General features: G+C 38.2%; 15 protein-coding genes and 1 tRNA gene. 4 read left to right on the top strand and 12 right to left on the bottom strand.

Annotation, left to right across the window (positions count from 1 at the left end):
* Position 1 precedes the first annotated feature (1 nt).
* The 4 genes from I6F54_RS02945 to I6F54_RS02930 all read right to left on the bottom strand — a co-directional run bounded on the left by I6F54_RS02945 (position 2) and on the right by I6F54_RS02930 (position 6,341).
* Positions 2-1,174, bottom strand: a complete 1,173-nt coding sequence (locus tag I6F54_RS02945) for a cytochrome P450 (protein ID WP_197139613.1) — start codon at positions 1,172-1,174, stop codon at positions 2-4.
* Positions 1,175-1,623: 449 nt separating this feature from the next.
* Positions 1,624-2,733, bottom strand: coding sequence for a mandelate racemase/muconate lactonizing enzyme family protein (locus I6F54_RS02940; RefSeq protein WP_197139611.1), 1,110 nt, complete (start codon positions 2,731-2,733; stop codon positions 1,624-1,626).
* A 316-nt stretch (positions 2,734-3,049) separates the two neighbouring features.
* Positions 3,050-4,027 (bottom strand): SMP-30/gluconolactonase/LRE family protein, encoded by a 978-nt coding sequence (locus I6F54_RS02935; RefSeq protein ID WP_197139609.1) that lies wholly within the window; start codon positions 4,025-4,027, stop codon positions 3,050-3,052.
* A complete protein-coding gene (locus I6F54_RS02930) occupies positions 4,014-6,341 on the bottom strand; it encodes a beta-galactosidase (protein ID WP_166113094.1) in 2,328 nt (775 codons plus the stop codon). Before I6F54_RS02930 ends, I6F54_RS02935 begins: the two co-directional genes overlap by 14 nt.
* A 439-nt stretch (positions 6,342-6,780) precedes the next feature.
* On the opposite strand from I6F54_RS02930, the gene I6F54_RS02925 reads away from it, so the two are divergent.
* Complete coding sequence (locus I6F54_RS02925; protein ID WP_197139606.1) at positions 6,781-9,150, top strand: TonB-dependent receptor; 2,370 nt, start codon at positions 6,781-6,783, stop codon at positions 9,148-9,150.
* A 177-nt stretch (positions 9,151-9,327) separates the two neighbouring features.
* Here I6F54_RS02925 and I6F54_RS02920 read toward each other — a convergent pair whose 3' ends face one another.
* The 7 genes from I6F54_RS02920 to I6F54_RS02890 all read right to left on the bottom strand — a co-directional run bounded on the left by I6F54_RS02920 (position 9,328) and on the right by I6F54_RS02890 (position 14,682).
* The gene (locus tag I6F54_RS02920; protein ID WP_197139604.1) at positions 9,328-9,948 is read right to left on the bottom strand and encodes an FKBP-type peptidyl-prolyl cis-trans isomerase; all 621 of its coding nucleotides are present in this window, start codon (positions 9,946-9,948) and stop codon (positions 9,328-9,330) included.
* A 69-nt stretch (positions 9,949-10,017) separates the two neighbouring features.
* Positions 10,018-10,404, bottom strand: coding sequence for a hypothetical protein (locus I6F54_RS02915; RefSeq protein ID WP_197139602.1), 387 nt, complete (start codon positions 10,402-10,404; stop codon positions 10,018-10,020).
* 53 nt (positions 10,405-10,457) lie between these two features.
* Positions 10,458-10,548: transfer RNA gene (locus I6F54_RS02910), tRNA-Ser, on the bottom strand.
* Positions 10,549-10,684: 136 nt separating this feature from the next.
* Complete coding sequence (locus tag I6F54_RS02905; RefSeq protein WP_197139600.1) at positions 10,685-11,062, bottom strand: hypothetical protein; 378 nt, start codon at positions 11,060-11,062, stop codon at positions 10,685-10,687.
* Positions 11,063-11,265: 203 nt separating this feature from the next.
* Positions 11,266-11,814: an NAD(P)H nitroreductase gene (locus I6F54_RS02900; protein WP_197139598.1), complete on the bottom strand. Its 549-nt coding sequence runs from the start codon at positions 11,812-11,814 to the stop codon at positions 11,266-11,268.
* 129 nt (positions 11,815-11,943) lie between these two features.
* Entirely contained in the window at positions 11,944-12,627 is a 684-nt protein-coding gene (locus I6F54_RS02895) for an HvfX family Cu-binding RiPP maturation protein (RefSeq protein WP_197139596.1), read from the bottom strand.
* Positions 12,628-12,720: 93 nt separating this feature from the next.
* Positions 12,721-14,682 carry an oxidoreductase gene (locus I6F54_RS02890; RefSeq protein ID WP_197139594.1) on the bottom strand — a complete coding sequence of 654 codons (1,962 nt, stop codon included), beginning with the start codon at positions 14,680-14,682 and terminating at the stop codon, positions 12,721-12,723.
* A gap of 219 nt (positions 14,683-14,901) precedes the next feature.
* Between I6F54_RS02890 and sppA the strand changes: the two genes are divergently transcribed.
* On the top strand, positions 14,902-16,767 hold the full coding sequence (sppA, locus tag I6F54_RS02885) for a signal peptide peptidase SppA (RefSeq protein WP_024590136.1): 1,866 nt from the start codon (positions 14,902-14,904) through the stop codon (positions 16,765-16,767).
* A gap of 82 nt (positions 16,768-16,849) precedes the next feature.
* Positions 16,850-17,860 carry an asparaginase gene (gene ansA, locus I6F54_RS02880; protein WP_007582693.1) on the top strand — a complete coding sequence of 337 codons (1,011 nt, stop codon included), beginning with the start codon at positions 16,850-16,852 and terminating at the stop codon, positions 17,858-17,860.
* Between the two features lie 69 nt (positions 17,861-17,929).
* On the opposite strand, the gene gndA is transcribed toward ansA, so the two are convergent.
* A complete protein-coding gene (gndA, locus tag I6F54_RS02875; protein ID WP_010554474.1) occupies positions 17,930-19,303 on the bottom strand; it encodes an NADP-dependent phosphogluconate dehydrogenase in 1,374 nt (457 codons plus the stop codon).
* Between the two features lie 377 nt (positions 19,304-19,680).
* Here gndA and pyk point away from each other — a divergent pair, with 377 nt between their 5' ends.
* A complete protein-coding gene (gene pyk, locus I6F54_RS02870) occupies positions 19,681-21,117 on the top strand; it encodes a pyruvate kinase (RefSeq protein ID WP_197139592.1) in 1,437 nt (478 codons plus the stop codon).
* Positions 21,118-21,138: the final 21 nt, after the last annotated feature.

The raw sequence follows: 21,138 nt of genomic DNA, 5'->3' as shown, positions 1-21,138 counted from the left end.
TTTATTTTGATTTAAAGCTAACGTGCAGACTGTTAAAGCCTACCTTTCTTGGAAACTCACCGAGTTTTTCAATATTTTCATCTGCTTTTATTGTCTCTATTTGAGCAACTTTATTAGCAAGTGATAACACTAGTTGACGTAGAATTTGGCGGGCATGCGTTGCGCCCAAACAATTGTGATGGCTAAAACCAAAACTAATATGCGGGTTAACTTTTCGATCGAAGTCGACATTGTTGGGATCTTTGAATACCTTTTCATCGCGATTAGCCGACGCCCAACATAACGAAACTCGTGTGTCGGCTTTTATAGCGTGCTCACATACGCTTGTGTCTTGCGTAGCGACACGGCCCATTTGCGTAAGCGGCGAAAAATAGCGAATTAGTTCTTCTACGGCCCTGTTTAATATTTCAGGCTGATCATCAATACGCTTTAAATCGCTGATGTTTTCGCTAAAGTAGGCAATAGAGTTTGTGATCGCGTTTATAACGGTGTCGCGCCCCCCTGCAAAGGTGAGGATCATCACACCTTTTATTTCTTCTTTACTCAGCTTTTTACCGTTCGCCTCTGAATTTAAAAGCACTGAATATAAATCATCACCAGGGTTTAAAATGGCGTTTTCTATTTGCTCATCAATGTAGTTGTATAGAATATTGGCTTTATCGCCATCAAGGTCACTGCCTTCACTTCTAAATACATGAGTACCCCAATCTATCCATGTTTGTGCTTTATCCATTGAGGTATTAAGTAAAAGCGTTAACGCTTTAGATTGAAGTGGTAAAGCAAATTGTGACACCACATCAAACGACTCTGCTTTAAAGGCGTTTTCAATGGTTTCATCAATAATGGTTTGTAAACGCGCTTGGTAACATTCATCTAATGGGCGTTTAAACCAAGGGTTTAATAGTTCACGAAAACCGCCGTGCTCAGGCGGGTCTACTTCAAATGGAATTTGGCGTGTTTCACGTATTGCCACTTCTGATGGAATTACAATACGTCCAGGTTTAGCACCCGATTGAAAAACAGCACAATTATGCGCTGCTTTTCGTACATCTTTTAAGCCTAAGATCATATTTACAGGATCGTTTTGGTCATCCATTTGACCCATTCCTGTTACTTTTCGTTGCTGTGCAAACGCATCGGGAAACTCGCTAATACCAGTTACTTTTGACGTCATAATGAAACCTAATTTCTATTATTAATCTATTTTTGATACACCATTTTAATCACAACTTAATGATACAAATACACGGATTTGGCTTAAAAATGGTAATTTGATGCTCTTTATTGCTATTTTTAAAATATAAAAAAAGCCAGCAATTTAAGCTGGCTTTGGTGGGGTTGTGAGAGCCCTTAACTAATTAATTTAAAGCATTGAAATAAAACTATTCTCGGCGTTAATTACAACCATCGGGTTTACAGCAGACTTAGCAATTTGGGTTTGTGTAAAACAATCAATATTTGCAATGGCAATAACTATTTACCTTTATAAAAGCGTCCACAAAATCAGTACTCATAAATTAAAACTTATGACAAAGAGATTATCATTCATTCCTTGATAAATAATTTCTACACTGAATTTGTGGACACACAACAACTCTTTTCTTTTATTACTAATTTTTCTAGTTACGACTGTTTAATTAAATGTGTTCTCATTAGTTGAGGGGCAAATTCTACACCCGTCCCAATTATATCTGGCGCGCACGCTTGCCCATTTTCAAGCTTTAAAGGACGTGTTGTATATTCATCTATAGGGAATGAATGAACTTCTAAAAAACCAGCGTGAGGCTGAGATGCCAACAGTGATACATGTAGTTCATGCATGCCATGGCTACAAATAGGTAAATTATGGGTATATGCCATACTCGCTACATGTAACCACCCTGTTATGCCACCAATATTTGATGCATCTGGTTGTAAAAAACCTAATTTAGCTTGACTAATCGCATAGCCAAATTCGTGCAATGTATGCAAATTTTCACCCATTGCAAGCGGTATTGAAGTCGCTTGTGCTATGCGAGCAAAGCCTTTGTAATCATCAGGTATAGTCGGTTCTTCAAACCAGGTTATGTCGTATTTTTCAATTGATTTAGCAAAACGAATAGCTTGCTCAACAGTCATTGAGTAATTGGCATCTACCATAAGTATTTTATCTTTACCTATTAGCTCTCTTACTGCGGCTACACGTTCTATATCTTCTTTAAAGTTGGGTTTACCGACTTTAATTTTTACTGCATTAAAGCCACGATTTAAATAACCATCTATATTACTAAGCAGTTTTTCTTGGCTAAAGTTTAAATCTATTCCGCCTGCATAGCATTTTGTTTGGTCACTGCTACCACCCGCAACTTGCCATAATGGTGCATTTAAGCGCTTACACTTAATATCCCACAGCGCTATATCAACTGCTGAAATCGCAAAGCTAAGTAGTCCACCTCGGCCAACATAATGAAGATCCCACTGCAATTTGTCCCAAATTGCCATGATAGACATAGAATTTTGTCCAATTAGACCGGGCTTTATTTCATCGTTAAGGAGTGAATAAATTGCGCGACCACCTTTGCCGCCAGTGTAGGTATATCCCATCCCTTCATACCCGTCGTGAGTCATAATATGCACTGTAATAACTTCAAAGTGAGTGTGATCGCCATGCTTTGCATCACTTAACACTTCTGCTAGCGGAATTTGGTAATACTCGACTTTTACACTTTTGATTGTTTGTGATGATACTTTCATTAAGCCACCGAATTAGTTAACATGACACTGTTCATTGTTAACAATTTACAACAGGTATTTGTTGTTGTAAAGGTTATCTGTTTAATTAAGCGAAATTATCCGAAGGTCTGTTTATCTTTGAGAATTAAAATTTGTTCAAACTCGAGGCTATTTAATCGCAGCGTGAGATTTGTAACCTAGTGGGCTAAGTAAAAACCGAGCAAAGCTTCCGCGTCCTGCTCACGCCCCTTACCTTCATTCATGTAGGCAACAAAGAGTAAATAGCCCCTATCAAGCGTGCTTATAGGGGCTTTAATTTAACAATAGAATAACAAGACTATTTTAAATCAAGTGCCAATAGCTGTGTATGCGCTGTTATATAAACGCGGTTTTGTGATTGGTTAAACGTTAGATTAGCACTAATATTTGGCATTTCAATTTGAGCTAGTAGCTCAGCATTTTTATTAAATAACCATAACCCATTGGGACCTGTAGCAAATATAATCCCACTTTTATGTACCTTTAAACCATCTGGTAAGCCTTGGTCATGCTTAATTGCTGGTGGTAATTCATAAAATAAAGATTTACTTATCACTGCACCGCTGTCATTTAAATCATACTGATACCACGCAGGTTTATTAGCATTAGATGCCGCCACATATAAGGTTTTATTATCAGCTGATAATGCGACCCCATTAGGATAAATAAGATCACGATCCAATAAGGTAAGTTCCCCTGTATTTTTAAGTGAATATACCCCCTGAAACTTAAGCTCTTTGCCTTCATCATCTAATTGATTAGGTAAACCATAGGGTGGATCACTAAAATAAAGCATGCCTTGGTCGTTAAAAACGCCATCGTTTGGGCTGTTAAACTTTTGTCCATTATAATGACTTACAATTTGTAGGTATTGTGGTTTAGGCGTGCTTAATGGCGTCTTCATTTTTGATATAACACGTGAGCGCGATTGCAAAAGCACAAGCTCATTTTGTTTATTTACAATTAAACCATTTGAATAGCCACTATGCGCTAAGTACAAACTTGCACCTTTACCTGGTGTATATTTATAAACCTGATGATTAGGTATATCAGAATATAATAAATATCCTCCTTGATTAACCCAAACCGGCCCCTCTAGCCAGTCATAACCCGAAGCGAGGGGTTTAACATGGCTATTTAAGTTAAGCACTTCAAGCGCTTGCTCATTAAATATTTTGTAGGGGCCTTGCTCGAATAAAAGTGTGTTACTTTGCTTAGCAGATACACCCAAACAGAAAACACACACAGCGCTTAGTATATATTTAATTTTTTGCATTATTATACCTGCGTTCATACAACGATTTATTCACGCTTTTAGCTGCATCTACAAGCGGTTTGTAAGGAATGTCCGTTACATTTACAAAGCCTACATTGTAGTTTTCACCATCGTATGCTCGCCCAGTTAGTGGAGAGTCTATGTATTGAAACCAATGCGCACCAACAAAATATGGGTTATCTATAACGCTATTCATATATTTTTTGTATTTAGTACCACGCTCTTGCTGAGATTGAGTGTGTATAAGGCCTGGGTTTAATAGCCCAGAATCAAGCGCACCATTATGAAATTCACCTATTATGCTTGGCATGTCTATATCAGATAAAAATGCCCAAAAATCTTCATTTAATCCCTCTCGGTAATAGTTGTAGCTCATCACATCTACATGCGCGGCAGCGGCGGCTCTTATTTCAGGCGTCATACCCCAGTCAGCAAAACGTGCTCCCATATTCAGCTGATTTGGAAGGTGTTTAGCTATAGCCGCGTCAACCACTGCAAAATACTGATTAGCATAATGAAATAACATCGCTGATAAATCGATATTAGTTTGCTCGTTAAACTGCGTGAGTGCGACGCCTGCAGCAAACTCATCCCATGAGGCAATACGTGTATTCCATGCTTTATTAAGTTTGCTAATTTGGCTGTACTTATTTTTCATTAAGGTAACAAATTGTGCTTTAGTCGGGCTATTTTGGGCGTTATTTTTAAGTGTATTAATAGCAATACCATAACGTGAGGCGTCAGAATTCATCATGCCCCAGCTTTTTTCGTTATCAATAAATACACCAACACACCAAGGACTGTTTTTAACTTGCTGGGCTACTTTTGCAAGCGTTACATCTGCGCGCTCAACGAATAATGGATCAAATGGGTCAGGTAATGGGCTCCAGTAGTCGTTACCACTGCTTACCGTTTTGAAATTACCAATGATCCACGCATTAGCAAAGTAAGGTAATTGGTTAGTATGGTAATAGTCTTCTTCTATCCAATTGCCAAAAGAAGTAAAGCCCCATGAAAGCATGCGTTTTACAGTGGTATTTTGCCACTGTTTCATTAAGTCGTTGTTGTTATGGGTTTGATATTTTCGCTCTAAATTAGCGCGATAAAAGCTAAACGTTTCACCTTTTTTAATTGCACCACTGTGAACTTCGCGTCTGTAGCCGTAATTATCTGCTAAAGGGTTATTTTGCTCGGGTAGCCAATTAAACATATCAGATCTTAGTGTTGAGCTTTTATAACGTGTTGACCACGCAGTTTTTGGAGCTGGATTTAATCCTAATGAATCCTCTGGTGTTAAATCATTAGCTTCGCGCTGCTTAATATAGCTTTGGTCAAAATCGTAACCGGTAATAGTTGAAGTATTTGCCATACGAACGTTATCAATGCCGGTTGAAAAAAACAGATAACCTTCTGGGTCGACTAAACTCCATTTCCCTTTGTATTTTTCAGTTCTAAAATATCCCGTTGCCTTTAATTGTGGGCCGTTTTTCCAGCCACTATATTTAGAACGTCCTTTCATTGGTGAGTTTTGTAAGTTAATTTGCTCTTTTTGAGAAATAACTTGTAGCTGCTCTGTTGAAGATACTTTATTGGTAAAGTCTAATTTTGCATTTTGCCCAAATTTATCAACTAACCCTTTTAGATAGTTAGTATCAAAATTAGTTGGCTTTATAAGGCGTAAGTTGTCTATTAAAATTCGTTTATCGTCAAGTAGCCCTTTTACTCCAAATGATATCTTTACAATGCTGCTAACGTCGATATTTTTTTGTCCGCCTCTATAGATTATTGGCGTATAACTGCTTTTCCAACTTGGTGGGTTTGAGCGAATACCTGAATTAACATTTAAATTTGCGCCTTTTAATTCTATGTAATACGTATTTTGAGACTTTGCTGGCACAACAACACTTCGAGTTTGAAATTGTCCCGACTTGTCTATTGTCTTTATGTATAGGTGAGTAGAAGCCTCATCAGGGTTTTGTATATCAAGTGCAAGGGCAAAGTTTCCTGTTGCTTGCCAATCCCATCCTTTTGGGTTTATAAATTCAAAGTCACTTTCTACATTAGATTTAGATTTTAATGTAACCGCTAGTTTATGGTTTCCACCTTCCTTTATTAATGTACTAAAGCCATTAATTGTATTTATATATTGGCTGTAATTATCCTGTTCAAAATCAAAAATTATATGCTCTTTTTTTAATGGAGTGGCTCCTTTAGTTGAATTTTGATCTGAAGCTTTCGCATTGTGACACCCTGCAAGTACCGATAAACAAAAAAACGAGGATGCTAATTTTACACTATAAGGATTGAGAAACATGTTGGCCTACTATTGTGCGTGTTTAAATGTGTACTTTTGAGCAATAATTGATAGCTAAAAAGCGTTAAAACTACACAAGATAATTACACAAACGACGATATAAAACAATTAACTGTTAACAATGCAATGGATTTTAGAAGTATTTTATAATAGAGGGAGCTATTAAAAAATATAAATTATAGGTAAAAAACATAAAATTCAATACTTTAAACACTACTCTCCATAATCATTAGCAGATATTCTTTGAGGGTACTACGAGTAGATTTGTTACAGTAAAGTAGAGTTAATGCCAGATTAACTTCTATTGTAAAGCAAACAGTTTATCGGCACTTTTAGTGGTTTGAACGCAAAACACAAAGTTATACTATAACATTGTTGATTCGTTAATTTTGCGGTGTTATATTATATCACAACATAATAACCACGAACCAATATATCCATGACAAAGTTAACATTAATCTCCTCTGCTATTTTTTCTGTTTTATGTTCTCAATCAGCTTTGGCTACAACCGTTACTGGTAAAGTAATGGATGATAAAAATCAACCAATTAAAAATGCCTCTATCCATGTCCATGGCAAAAACCAAAGCGTTAAAAGTAATGATTTAGGCGAGTTTGCTATCGATATAGATGCAAACAGCCAATTACATATTAGTAAAGACAACTACATAGACTCTCGTATTACTGTTACCGAATCTTCAAATAATCTGTCTGTGTCACTTAAACCAACATCGGTTGAAACAGTGGTTGTTTATGCCTCTGCACTTCATAAGAACAGCCTAGAAATGATTTCTCCTGTAAGTGTGCTATCTGGTGATGAATTAAGAAATAAATCTAAACCAACACTTGGCGAAACTCTTAAAGGTTTACCAGGCGTAAATGCAAGTTACTTTGGCCCTGTATCATCAAGCCCAATTATTCGTGGTTTAGATGGCCCTCGCGTTAAAATCACACAAAATGGATTAGATGCCAGCGATGCGTCGCGAATTGGCCCAGACCACGCGACATCAAGCGACAGCCTAGCGGCAGAGCAAATTGAAGTGTTGCGCGGTCCAAGTACCCTACTTTATGGCTCTGGTGCAATTGGTGGCGTTGTAAACGTGGTTGATAACCGTATTCCTACTAGCAATATCGACGAGCTTACAGGCGCTGCTGAATACAGCCACGATACGGTGTCAAATTCAAACACCGTAGCTGCAAAACTTGAAACAGGTAATGAAGGCTTTAACTTTCATTTTGATGGTACAAAACGCAGCGGCGACGATTACCAAACACCAAACTTTACTATCACCGATGATGATGGCGATGTTGAAAAAGAAGATTCAGTAGAGAACACCTTTATTGATAGCGAAACACTCAACTTTGGTACCAGCTATGTTGGCGATCACTTAACGATTGGTTTTTCTTACGGTAGCATTGATACTGATTACGGCATTCCTGGGCATGAGCATCATCACGATCACGAAGGTGAAACTGAAGAAGAGCATGCAGAACATGAAGATGAAGCTGCTGAAGAGCCAGTTTACGCACATTTAGAGCAAGACCGCTGGCAAGGGCTTGTAAGTTACGCTCTTCATAATAACTGGATTGAAACCATCAACCTACGTGTTGGCTATACAGATTATTCACACAGCGAAATTGAAGATGGCGAAATTGGTACTACTTTTAAAAATAAAACGACTGAAGCACGTTTAAATTTAGAGCATAAGTTTGCTAATTGGCACGGAATGATGGGCTATCACTACAGCGATTCTGACTACGATGCAATTGGTGAAGAAGCATTTACACCCGCGAGTGTAACTACAACTAACGCATTATATTTACTAGAAGAGCGTGAATTTGGCGACGTGACAATAGAGCTTGGTGCACGTGTAGAAGATTACAAAATTGAAAGCCAAATCACGGCACACGAACATAGCCACGATGAAGTAGAAATAGATCATAGCGACGAAGAAACTATTGGATACAATAAAAGCTTTACCAATTTAAGCGTATCAGCGGGTGCTATATGGCAGTACAAACCAGGGCATAGTATTGCGACAAGTATTTCTCATTCAGAGCGTGCTCCACTTTCTGCAGAGCTTCTATCTAACGGTTTACACATTGCAACAGGTACGTATGAGCTTGGCCTTGGTTATAACATTGAGGGTAATGAAGCACATTTTGAGCCAGAGAATATCAAGCAAGAAACTTCAACAAACCTAGATTTAAGCTTTAGACGCTTTAGCGGCGACTTTGGTTACACGGTTAACTTTTTCTATAACGATATTAAGAACTTTTATTTCCAAGAAAATACAGGTTTAGTTTACGATGAAGAAGACGGTTTAGAGTCAGCAATTGGTGCACATGACGATGCTGTTGCGGTTTATCAGTTCACCAGCAAAGATGCAGAACTATATGGTATTGAATTTGATGCTCACTATCAAATTACATCAAGCGCTATGGTTAAAGTATTTGGTGACTCAACTCGTGCAAAACTTAAAGATGATGAAGGTAACCTACCACGTATCCCAGCCAATAAATTAGGCTCGGAGTTACAGTATGATTTAGGTGATTTACAACTAACCCTTACAGGTACTCATTACTTTGATCAAAACGATGTAACAGCATTTGAAACACAAACCGATGGCTATACGTTATTTGACGCACAAGCTAATTACCAACTAGGTTTAGGTGCAGTAGATGCGCAACTTTATATAAATGTAGATAACATTACCGACGAGTTAGGTTTTGTACATAGCTCGTTTATTAAAGATAAAGCACCGTTACCTGGTAGAAACTTTCGCTTTGGTATCCGTGGTTACTTTTAACCACTAAAATACAAGTAAATTGCTTGCTACTTTAAACATAATTAAAAACCGTATTTACTAAATGCGGTTTTTTATTTTTAATTAACTTAATCATATTTATGTATTTATAAAAAATAGGCACAAAAAAGCCGCATTCAATTTGAATGCGGCTTTTTAAATTATTACTTAATATTTATATTAAGAAATGATTTCGTGTAACTCAACGTCAAATACAAGCGTTGAGAAAGGTGCAATTGCAGCACCTGCGCCACGTTCACCATAAGCAAGCTCATGAGGAACGTAAATACGCCATTTAGTACCTACAGGCATCATTTGTAATGCTTCAGTCCAACCTTTGATTACGCCACCAACTGGGAATTCAGCAGGTTGACCGCGCTCGTATGAGCTATCAAAAACAGTACCGTTTACTAATGTACCGTGGTAATCAACACGTACTGTAGACTCAGCAGTCGGCTTTTCGCCTTCGCCAGTTGCTAGTACTTCATATTGAAGACCAGAATCAGTTACTGTGATTTCAGGACGTTTTGCGTTTTCTTCTAAGAATGCAATACCTTCAGCAGAAAGTACTTTTGATTCTTCTTCACGACGAGCTTGAATCTCTTCGTTAATTTTTTCGAATGCAGCTTGGATCTCTGGGATCTCAACTTGAAATGCGCTCTCTACGTACGCATCTTTCATGCCTTCAAACACTGAATTTAGGTTTAAGCCTTCGAAAGGATTAGACTTAAGTTGCTCACCCATTTGTAAGCCAATACCGTAACTTGCTTTTTCAGCATCTGTAGTAAAATTATCTGACATAATGTGTTTTTCACGTTTTGTTAGTTAAAAGACGCGACTATGCTATCACAAAATAAACCCCGTTTGTGCCTAGTTTTTATGGAGTTTTACCTTAATTAGACCAACAATATAACTACAAAGCGGTAAACTGAATAAAATTCCAGCAAGTAGAGGCATTGTTAGTAATCCTGATTCGCCAAACAGTAAAAATGGCACTACAAGCAGCCCTATACAACCAATAAAAACAGAGCCAATAACTGGCCAATGCTTATCGTATTTGGTAATAAGATGGGCAGCTAAAACATTAAAACCAACACCATAAATTAAAGCGGTAATTAATGGATACTCTGGTTGAGCATCTATAGCCATTTTTACTAATAAGCTAATAGCACTTTGATAGCAGTAACCAAACACAGTCCATAATAAAAGATGTTTTATTAATTTCTGCGAGGTTGAAAGGTTTGTTGCTTTTGTCACTTACTAAACTCCACAAAGCAAAAAACCGCCCATAAGGCGGTTTTTTTAAATAATGGTGGAGAGATAGGGATTTGAACCCTAGATGGGCTATAAACCCATGCCGGTTTTCAAGACCGGTGCATTCGACCACTCTGCCATCTCTCCGCACGGCGCGAATGATATGGTTAAACGTGTTACTTGTAAAGTGCTAAATATAAATTAATCGTAAATATTAGTTAATCGATTAAAAACAAATCACTTTACTCTTTTGTTACGCTAAAAAAGCTACAAATTTATTCGTTTAATAATATTGTTTTGGTCTGCGCGCAATCCAAGAACAAATTAAGCATGCTAATAAACTCAGTGCTGTGAATGTTACGCTTTGAAAAATTAAATCAAATCGATTTAAATCATCGCTTGGCACAACCACAAACATAAAAGCAGGTAGTATGCTAAGTAGTAAAACATAGCAGCATATTTTAAATGCACGGCCAAAATCAAAACGCTTGGTCTGTTGCATCCAAACAGTGAGCAACACCAGCATACCGATCGCAGAGCCTGCTATAAAGTGCGATGCATTTGTGTTCATTGCAACATACAGTGTTACAAAAGCACCAATGATTCCCCAAATTGACCATGCTAGCCAATTCTCTTTTTCTTGTAAAAATAAATTTCCCATAGTTTTCGTCTTCTTTATCGTTATTTTTATTAAGACTTTCCATAATGTATCAAAAAACAACCGATTAAAAAACAAACTGAAGAAGATTTATTAACTATTGTGCTTCCAAGCGCTTCTCACAGCCAAGTCATTAACTTTTAAATAATACTCTTTGTAACCTTAATGAATTATGACTATGTAAGTTGCGCAAAGTTCATACTATTTCACAAATTACTAAAATAATGCTCAGGCTTATGGCGAGGCGACTTTTTACAGTCCACTTCCGGTGTACCTATATATAAATACCCTACTATTTCATCTTGCTCATGTAAGTTAAGCGCTTTTTTAACCGCGCTACTTTGTGCAAAGTAGCCTGTGCGCCAAATACCGCCTAACCCTTGGGCAAATGCAGCTTGTTGCATTGCAAGCACACTGCACCCTGCGCTTTGTACTTGTTCAATACGAGGAACTTTTGGGTGTTCTTGATATTTAGCAATTGCTATTACAATCATAGGCGCACGAAGGGGAAGCTCTTTAGCACGGTTAATTACTTTTTCTTCTTGTTGCTCTGCCACTGCACTTTGATGATAAATGTCACCCAGTTTATGACGCGCTTCACCTTCGGCAATTATAAACTGCCACGGGGAAATACAGCCATGATCAGGAACACGTAATGCTGCTTGCTTAATTATGTCGAGCTGCTCAGGCGTAGGGCCCGGCTCTGTTAGTTTAGAGTCTGATTGGCGGGTAAGTAAAAGCTCGATAGCGTTCATAACGATTCCTCAAAATTCAAAACGCTAGAGTAACATTTAAAACCTTAAAAAATAAATACCGAGAAATTAAAATGTAAAACGACCGCAAAGGGTCAACTATGCGGCCGTTAGTAAAACAGATTAAATACGTTATTCTTTTACAATATTTCGCTTTAACCAGAAGTCGATGCTAACAAAGCGACCTCCTCCCATAAAAAATAAGCTAAGGAGCATCGCAAAATATATTGCAGAAAACTCTATACCATTATTTAAAATAGATGGTTTGCCTTTTTCGTAGAGATAATCAGGAAAACCGTGTTCTTCAACTAAGCCACGGATTTTTCCTATTCGATCTTGTACTTCTAATGAATTTTCGAGGCTTTCTTTAGCACCGGGAATTGATAACCAGTCGAGTACTTGCGCTGCACTTGTTTCTGGATTAGTTGGCGCAATTGCAAACCAACCATTATGCCAATGCACTGAGGTTGCAGCGACGACCATTGTGAACATAAGTGGGATACTGACCAAGCGAGTTAAAAGGCCAAATAATAAAAACCAACCACCTAAAAACTCACTCCAACCAGCTAAAAAGGCCAGTAAGTCTGGAAACGGTAATCCTAAACCCCATTCACTATTACCAAACCACTGAACCACATCAGGCGATGCTAGAAAATTATCAAAAAAGCCTTCTGTTTCACCGCTTATAGAGAGTTTATTATAACCCGCTATAATCATTACTGGGGCTAAAATCAGGCGAAATAGTAAAGCGGGTAAACCATCTAAAAATGATAATTTACTCAATGCTATATTATAAATATTGATTAGTTTATTCATGCGTATCCTGTGTGTTCAATGTTTATTAAGTTATAGACTATAAACAACAAAGACCGCATGAATTGATAAACTAATTCAATTTACTTACAAATGTTAAATACTTCTTGCTACTTGTAGGGCTTCAAAAATAGCGCGTTTTGCATCAATAGCTGCTGCTAATTTAGCGCCACCAATTACATGTACTTGTGCATTTTCGCTCTGATTTTTTAGCACTTCATTATTAGAAACCTGACCAATACAGGCAATAACCGTGTCTACTGGCAGTACTTTAGTTTCACCAGCAACATTAATAGTTAGCCCATTTTTATCAAAGCTTTGGTATTGGCAATCAGCGATTTGTTTAACGCCATGCTGCTTAGCAACTTGACGATGTATCCAACCGGTTGTTTTACCAAGCTCACTACCAAAACGCCCCGCACTGCGTTTTAACATATATAATTGACGTTCATCTTTATGCGGTTGAGGTTCACACTCAATGCCCCATTGCGATTTAAACTCGCTAATAGTTTGCGATTTATGCTCACTTAAAAACGCAACCATATCAAAACCTATACCACCGGCCCCTAAAATAGCGATTGATTTACCCAGCTCTACTTCGCCGCGTATAACTTCGTCATAAGCAAACACACGCTTATCATCGCTACACTTAATTGATGCTTCACGGGGGCGAACGCCAGTTGCAAATACGATATCGTCATAGTTTTTAAGCATTGAATCGTCATAAGCTTTACCAAGCTCTACAGTTACTTTTAACCGCTCAAGTTCATTAGTAAAGTAAGTAAGGGTATGATTAAAGTCTTCTTTGCCCGGTATTTGCATGGCTAAATTAAACTGACCACCCATTTGCGATTTTTGATCGATTAACGTGACCTTATGCCCTTTTTGAGCCAAGTAACAACTTGCCGATAAACCCGCAGGACCCGCACCAACTACTAATACATTTTTAGCTTTGGTTGCTTGTTCTAACGGGTAATCTAGCTCAAATGCGGCTTGTGGATTAACTAAACACGTAGCACGTTTATTTTTAAATACATGGTCTAAACAACCTTGGTTACAGCCAATACAAATATTAATTTGCTTAGATTGATTATTTGCGTATTTATTAAAAAACTCTGGATCGGCAAGTAGCGGCCTTGCCATCGAAATTAAATCAGCCTCGCCTGCATTTAAAATATCGTTAGCTATTTCTGGAGTATTAATTCGGTTAACAGCAATAACTGGCACGCTCACCACGTCTTTTAAACGTTTTGATGCTTCTTTAAATGCACCTGGCGGCACCATACTCGCAATAGTCGGTACACGCGCTTCGTGCCAACCAATACCTGTGTTAAATATATCAACACCCGCTTTTTCAAGCTCGGTAGCTTGTATGACAACTTCCTCTGGTGTTGAACCGTTTGGGATTAAATCAATAACCGACAATCTAAAAATGATTAAGAATTGCTCAGATACTTTTGCTCTTACAGCTTTAACTATTTCAAGCGCAAGTCGCATTCTATTTTCTAGGCTGCCACCAAATTCATCTTCACGTTTATTGGTGTGCGGCGCCATAAACTCATTAATCAAATACCCTTCAGAACCCATAACTTCAACGCCATCGTAGCCAGCTTTTTCAGCCATATAGGCAGAGTGCGCAAAGTCTTTAATCGTTTTTTTAATCGAGCCAAGCGACATCGCTTTAGGTTTATAAGGATTAATAGGTGCTTTTATTGCACTTGGTGCTTGATTGAATGGATGGTACGCATAACGTCCAGCGTGTAATAATTGCAAACAAATTTTTCCGCCGTGTTTATGCACAGCATCTGTGTAAGCGCGGTGCTTAAATACATCGTAATAACTATTAAATGAAGATGAAATAGGTGTTAATTTGCCACGTAAATTAGGGCTGTATCCGCCCGTAATTAACATTGCGGTACCGCCTTTTGCACGTGCTTCATAAAATGCACGTAAGCGTTTGCGATTATGCCATCCCTCTTCAAGGCCTGTATGCATTGAGCCCATCACTAAGCGGTTACGTAATTGTGTGTGTTTTAGTTGTAATTGTTGTTCTAACATCTTGTGCCCCGTCAACTGGTCTAACCTGTATACATTAGCTAATTCTGCTTTAATGGCAAGTAATAAGCAATATGTGCCTTCATTTAATTAAAAAAAGCCATAAAAACATGTATTAATAGCACCTCATAAACACTTCGTTACGATTTAGCAGTTAAATTTATTTTTATTCTAGGCTAAGATGGAACTAATGTATTAACTGTACCAAATTAAGGAGCTATTTTGATAGCAAAGGTATTTAAAGGTATTTGGGCTGGAATTAACTTTTCTCGTCGTTTAATACTCAACATTCTGTTTTTATTACTGGTAATTGTTTTCTTAGTGTCACTCTCAAGTGACGACGATAAAATAATAGTTGAAAATGGCTCTGTGCTTAGGCTTAACCTAAATGGCCCTATTGTTGAAGAAAAAACATACATAGATCCGGTCGAAGCTGCAATTAGTGATGCAACTTCTGGTTCTGAAGCGCCAAGCGAAATATTACTCGACGATATTGTTGAAGTAATAAACGAAGCGACTAAAGACGATCGCATTACGGTGATGCTGCTTGATTTACAAGAAATGCCTAAAGCACATTTAAACAAACTTAAGCAAATTACCAATGCTATTGATGCATTTAAACAAGCTGGCAAAAAAGTGATTGCATCGGGTTATTACTATACCCAAGCACAATACTATATTGCATCACATGCTGATGAAATAGCTATGCACCCATACGGTAGCGTAGGTATTGAAGGTTACGGCATGTATCCGCTTTACTTTAAAGACGCACTTGAAAAGCTTGAAGTAACGCAGCATATTTTCCGTGTTGGTACATTTAAGTCAGCAGTAGAACCTTTCATTCGGAACGACATGTCTGAAGCAGCCAAAGAAGCTAACCGTGTTTGGTTGGGCGCTCTTTGGAGTGAATACAAACAAGATGTTGCTGCGGTTCGCCCCTTTGATGAGTCAAATTTCGACGAGACAATGGACGTATATCTTGAAAAAATGAAAGCTGCAGATGGCGATGCAGGTAAATATGCACTTGACCACCAGTGGGTTGATTCTTTAAAAACAAATCAACAAGTTCGCAAACAATTAATTGATTTAGTTGGCGCACAAGAAGATGGCAAAACATTTAAGCAAGTTTCATTTCGTGAATACTTAAGCTTGGTTAAACCACCGATTGAATTTGATAACCCTATTACCGAAAAAGTCGCCGTTGTAGTTGCTAAAGGTACAATTGTGGATGGTGAGCGTAAAGCTGGCGAAATTGGTGGCGACTCTACAGCAGCCCTACTTCGTAAAGCACGCCTTGATGACAAAGTTAAAGCGGTTGTACTGCGCATTGATTCAGGTGGCGGTAGTATGTTTGCCTCTGAAGTTATTCGTGCAGAAGTATTAGCGCTTAAAGCTGCTGGTAAGCCTGTTATTGCCTCTATGAGCTCTGTAGCTGCATCAGGTGGTTATTGGATTGCCTCTGCTGCAAACGAAATCTGGGCAGCACCGAGTACTATTACAGGGTCGATTGGTGTGTTTGGTACGTTTATGACATTTGAAAAAACCTTATCTAAAATTGGTGTTTATTCAGATGGCGTTGCAACAACCGAAATGGCTGGTTTTTCTATCACTCGTCCCCTAAACGAAAAAATGGGTCAAGTAATTCAGATGAGCGTTGAAGAAGCATACGGTCGCTTTTTAAACGTTGTCGCTGATGCCCGTAATATGACGCCTGAGCAAGTTGATAAAATTGCCCAAGGCCGCGTATGGATTGCATCTCAAGCACTTGAACTAGGTTTAGTAGACAAACTTGGTGATAAACAAGATGCTATAAAAGCAGCTGCAGCACTTGCAAAACTTAATCACTATGAAGTTAAAACCATTAAACAAGATTTAAGCTCGCAAGAAAAAATGATTCAAAATATTTTTGGTAACGCGTCTATTAAATCGATGCTTGGTTTACAAACACAAAAAACATCTGTGTTAGCAACGCAAGCTAACTTGCAAAGCGTTATTAACCAATTAAGTACTGAAGTTGAAAACCTTAAAGATTACAACGATCCACAAGGTGTATATGCACGTTGTTTAGTGTGTAATGTTGCACAATAAAAGTGCATAGCTTTACCTAATCAGCTGTATTTAAAGTTACTTAACGTTATACTAAGCCCAGTTTTTTTACTGGGCTTTTTTTATGAAACGTAAACGCATTTATATCGCTTATACTGGCGGTACTATAGGTATGAAAAAATCGAGTCGAGGTTATATTCCTGCTGAAGGTTTTTTAACAGAAACCGTAGTGAACAACGCAGAGTTTAACCGTGATGAAATGCCTTTGTTTGATATTCACGAATACTGCCCTCTTATAGATTCTTCAGATATGTCTCCTGAGCATTGGCAACTTATTGCTGATGACATTAAAGATAAATACCAAGATTATGATGGTTTTGTTGTGCTTCATGGCACCGATACAATGGCGTATACAGCCTCAGCACTATCGTTTATGTTCGAAAACCTAACTAAACCTGTGATTGTAACTGGCTCACAAATTCCGCTTTCTCAATTACGCTCAGATGGTCAAGTAAACCTTCTGAATGCAATGTATTTAGCGGCAAATTATCCAATTGCAGAAGTAAGTCTATTTTTTAATAACCAACTGTTTAGAGGTAACAGAGCAACTAAAGCCCACGCCGATGGATTTAATGCATTTGCGTCGCCTAATCTTGATCCCTTAGCGTTATCGGGTATTAGTATTCAACTTATTAAAGGCCAACTTAGTCCTTATGTTGAAAATGAGCTGCAAGTTACCCCTATTACACCTCAACCCATTGGTGTGCTTTATTTATACCCTGGTATTAGTCAAGAAGTGGTTAAAAGCTTAGTTAACGGCAATATTAAAGCCTTGGTGTTGCTTAGTTTTGGTGTAGGTAATGCACCGCAAGATCCTAACTTTTTATCAATACTTGAAGAAGCAAGTAAACGTGGCGTCGTTATTGTTAATTTAACCCAGTGCTTAAAAGGCCATGTAAATATGGGCGGCTATGCAACGGGTAATGCACTGTTAAATATTGGTGTTATTAGTGGATACGATATGACCCTTGAAGCGTGTTTAACTAAATTACATTATTTATTTAGCCAAAAGCTAGAAGTAGAGACGATTCGTCATTTAATGCAAGACAATTTACGTGGTGAATTAAGCCGTTAAATCTCACCGCGCCTAAAATACAAAAGGCACGCTAAATAGCGTGCCTTTATCGTTTTAAACAACTGTTTATTACCTAACTTTAGCGTCGATATCTACTAAGTCAGTTAAATGGCATGTTTCACCGCTATGGGTTTTAACGCCGTGCTCACCAAAGTAATCACGCTGGGCTTGAACTAAATGCCCATTACTCGGTGTGGTTAATGTTGCTAAATACGTTTGTGTAGCACCCAATACAGGGAATGCTAAACCAGTCATTATTGCTTGTCCGGTAATTTTGCGCAAAGAGTTAGACTCTTTCTCAAGGGTATCAATAAATTCAACACCTTGTGCAACGCTATCAAGGTAGTCAGCACGAATAATACAACCAGCACGCCACGTTTGAAGCGTTTTAGATAAATCAACTTTCCACTGATGAGTACGTGATGCACCTTTAATTAACGCTAAACCTTGGCGATACGCTAGTAAGCTTGCAAGTAAGAACGCTTCTTTTAGCTCTTCTAAATCAATTTCAACATTGTTAGTTGATTTAGATGCATACGTCATCTCTTGTGCAGCCGTTGTATTACATGCATTAGTTAAATGACGAGCTTGTACAGCAGCAACAAGTGAAGGAACTGCAATACCAAGTTCTAGTGCATTTTGCGCAGTCCAAAGACCAGTACCTTTAGCGCCAACTTTATTATCAATTAAGTCCGCAAGCGGTACATTATTATGATTTTCAAGTGACAATATGTGGCTAGAAATAGACAGTAAATAGCTATTTAATTGACCTTCTGACCAGTCATTAAATATCTCAGCCACTTCTTTTGGAGAACGATTAGTGCCTAAACGAAGTAATTGGTACACTTCTGCAATAAGTTGCATAAGTGCGTATTCAATACCGTTGTGAACCATTTTTACAAAATGACCACTTGCTGATTGACCAACACGTGCAAAACACGAGTCGCCATTATAGCTAGCAGCTACTTTTTCAAACCATGGCTCAATACGTTCCCAACCACCCTCAGAACCACTTGCCATCATTGCAGGACCATGGCGAGCGCCTTCTGCACCGCCAGAAATTCCCATAGTGGCAAATTCAAATTTATTTTGGTATTTAAGTTTACGCGTTATACCGTCTTTATAATTACTATTACCGCAATCGACAATCATATCGTCACAGTTAACGCCGGCCTCTACAAGTTCATTACAAACTGTATCAACTAACTCACCAGCAGGAACAAGTAATAAAATAGAACGAGGTGCCTCTAAACGCCTTACCATGTCTCTTAAATCAGAGACAATGTGAAGCCTATCAGCCATGCCTTGAGATTTAGCACAACTTAGTAACTCTTCACCCGCATGTGGGTTTTTGTCATAAGCGACTAGCGTTATCCCTTTTTCAATCAAGTTTAGGGCAAGATTTTTTCCCATAACGCCTAACCCTACTAATGCAACTTGCATCTAGTGTCCTCCTCGGTAACAACTATTTGGTTAGAAAATTCAGTGTATAAATTAAATAATACCGCGTGCATTATACTCATGCAGTCATAAAATACTAATTATGAGTCAATACAACATGCTTTTTTATTACAGATAAATAAGCTACGTAATTATATCAAACATCAATGGTCTCGGGGTGACTAAAAGCAAAGCTAATTGAAATTAAGATCATTGACGCATTCTGACACCGGTGTCATAATGATGACACAATAGTTTTGTATAAAATAGTGGCAAACCTTTGAAGTTTGCACATAACTAAAATATTTTATTCTAATATAGATATTTTAAGTCAACAAAATAACGTCAACATGCTTTCACCAAGCAAACAGGAGAAATTGATGCTAAGACGCACGAAAATAGTCGCTACCCTTGGACCTGCTACCGATAGAGATAACAACTTAGAAAAAATTATTATCGCTGGGGCTAATGTAGTACGTTTAAACTTCTCACATGGTGTTGCCCAAGATCATAAAGACCGTGCACAAGCTGTACGCGATATTGCAAAAAGATTAGGCAAGCATATTGCTATCCTTGCTGACCTTCAAGGCCCTAAAATCCGCGTTTCTACTTTTAAAGAAGGTAAAGTAACGCTTGCTGTGGGTGCAAAATTTACCCTTGATGCAAAAATGGAAAAAGGCGAAGGCGACATAAACTCTGTAGGTATCGATTATAAAGAATTACCTAACGATGTAAGCCCTAACGATTTACTACTTCTAAATGACGGCCTTATTCAATTAAGTGTTGATGAAGTAGCTGGGCATTTAGTGCATTGTACAGTCACTGTTGGCGGTGTTTTATCTAACAATAAAGGTATTAACCGTTTAGGTGGTGGCTTAACTGCTCCAGCATTTACTGAAAAAGACAAAGAAGATTTAATAACTGCCGCTGAAATTGACGTAGATTACATTGCCGTATCATTCCCACGTAGTGGCGACGATATGCGCTACGTACGCTCACTTGCTGAAGCTGCTGGTTCAAAAGCACAGTTACTTGCTAAAATTGAACGTGCTGAAGCCGTTGAAACCCAAGAAGCTGTTGATGACATCATTTTAGCGTCTGACGCAGTAATGGTTGCTCGTGGTGATTTAGGTGTTGAAATTGGCGATGCTGCTCTTATGGGCAAGCAAAAACTAATTATTCGTCGTGCTCGTTCATTAAACCGTACTGTAGTAACAGCAACGCAAATGATGGAATCGATGATCGATAACCCTATGCCTACACGTGCAGAAGTTATGGATGTTGCAAATGCTGTTCTTGATGGAACAGATGCTGTAATGCTTTCAGCTGAAACAGCTGCTGGTGATTATCCTGAAGAAACAGTTGCGACTATGGCACGCGTTTGTTTAGGTGCTGAATCGCAAAAAGAAACGCACGTTTCTAAGCACCGTTTAGATAGTCGCTTTTCTAACAATGCTGAATCAATTGCGCTTTCTGCTATGTATGCAGCTAATCACTTAGATTCTGTTAAAGCAATTATCACACTTACTGAATCTGGTAGTACAGCGAAATTAATGTCGCGTATCAGCTCAGGCTTACCAATCTACTCGCTTTCACGTCATGCGAGTACATTAGGTCAAACAGCACTTTATCGTGGTGTTTACCCAGTATTTTTTGATTCTACAAAAACTGAAAAAGACGGTATGGTAAAAGCTGCGCTTGATACTTTAGTTTCTCAAGGGTCTTTACAGCCTGGCGATACAGTAATTATTACTCACGGTGACTCAATGGAAACTGTGGGCGCAACTAACACAATGAAAATTGTAACTGTTGCATAATTAAACGCCGAATATAAAAAA

It is taken from the genome of Pseudoalteromonas sp. SWXJZ10B (genome assembly GCF_015864475.1).
Classification (GTDB): domain Bacteria; phylum Pseudomonadota; class Gammaproteobacteria; order Enterobacterales; family Alteromonadaceae; genus Pseudoalteromonas; species Pseudoalteromonas arctica.
Note: the sequence above shows the minus strand (reverse complement) of the source record. Positions and strands in the feature narration are given on the sequence as shown.

Coding starts and splice junctions, on each gene's coding strand:
- I6F54_RS02945 (WP_197139613.1), bottom strand. CDS start 1,174: ATGACGTCAAAAGTAACTGGTATTAGCGAGTTTCCCGATGCGTTTGCA.
- I6F54_RS02940 (WP_197139611.1), bottom strand. CDS start 2,733: ATGAAAGTATCATCACAAACAATCAAAAGTGTAAAAGTCGAGTATTAC.
- I6F54_RS02935 (WP_197139609.1), bottom strand. CDS start 4,027: ATGCAAAAAATTAAATATATACTAAGCGCTGTGTGTGTTTTCTGTTTG.
- I6F54_RS02930 (WP_166113094.1), bottom strand. CDS start 6,341: ATGTTTCTCAATCCTTATAGTGTAAAATTAGCATCCTCGTTTTTTTGT.
- I6F54_RS02925 (WP_197139606.1), top strand. CDS start 6,781: ATGACAAAGTTAACATTAATCTCCTCTGCTATTTTTTCTGTTTTATGT.
- I6F54_RS02920 (WP_197139604.1), bottom strand. CDS start 9,948: ATGTCAGATAATTTTACTACAGATGCTGAAAAAGCAAGTTACGGTATT.
- I6F54_RS02905 (WP_197139600.1), bottom strand. CDS start 11,062: ATGGGAAATTTATTTTTACAAGAAAAAGAGAATTGGCTAGCATGGTCA.
- I6F54_RS02900 (WP_197139598.1), bottom strand. CDS start 11,814: ATGAACGCTATCGAGCTTTTACTTACCCGCCAATCAGACTCTAAACTA.
- I6F54_RS02895 (WP_197139596.1), bottom strand. CDS start 12,627: ATGAATAAACTAATCAATATTTATAATATAGCATTGAGTAAATTATCA.
- I6F54_RS02890 (WP_197139594.1), bottom strand. CDS start 14,682: ATGTTAGAACAACAATTACAACTAAAACACACACAATTACGTAACCGC.
- ansA (WP_007582693.1), top strand. CDS start 16,850: ATGAAACGTAAACGCATTTATATCGCTTATACTGGCGGTACTATAGGT.
- gndA (WP_010554474.1), bottom strand. CDS start 19,303: ATGCAAGTTGCATTAGTAGGGTTAGGCGTTATGGGAAAAAATCTTGCC.
- pyk (WP_197139592.1), top strand. CDS start 19,681: ATGCTAAGACGCACGAAAATAGTCGCTACCCTTGGACCTGCTACCGAT.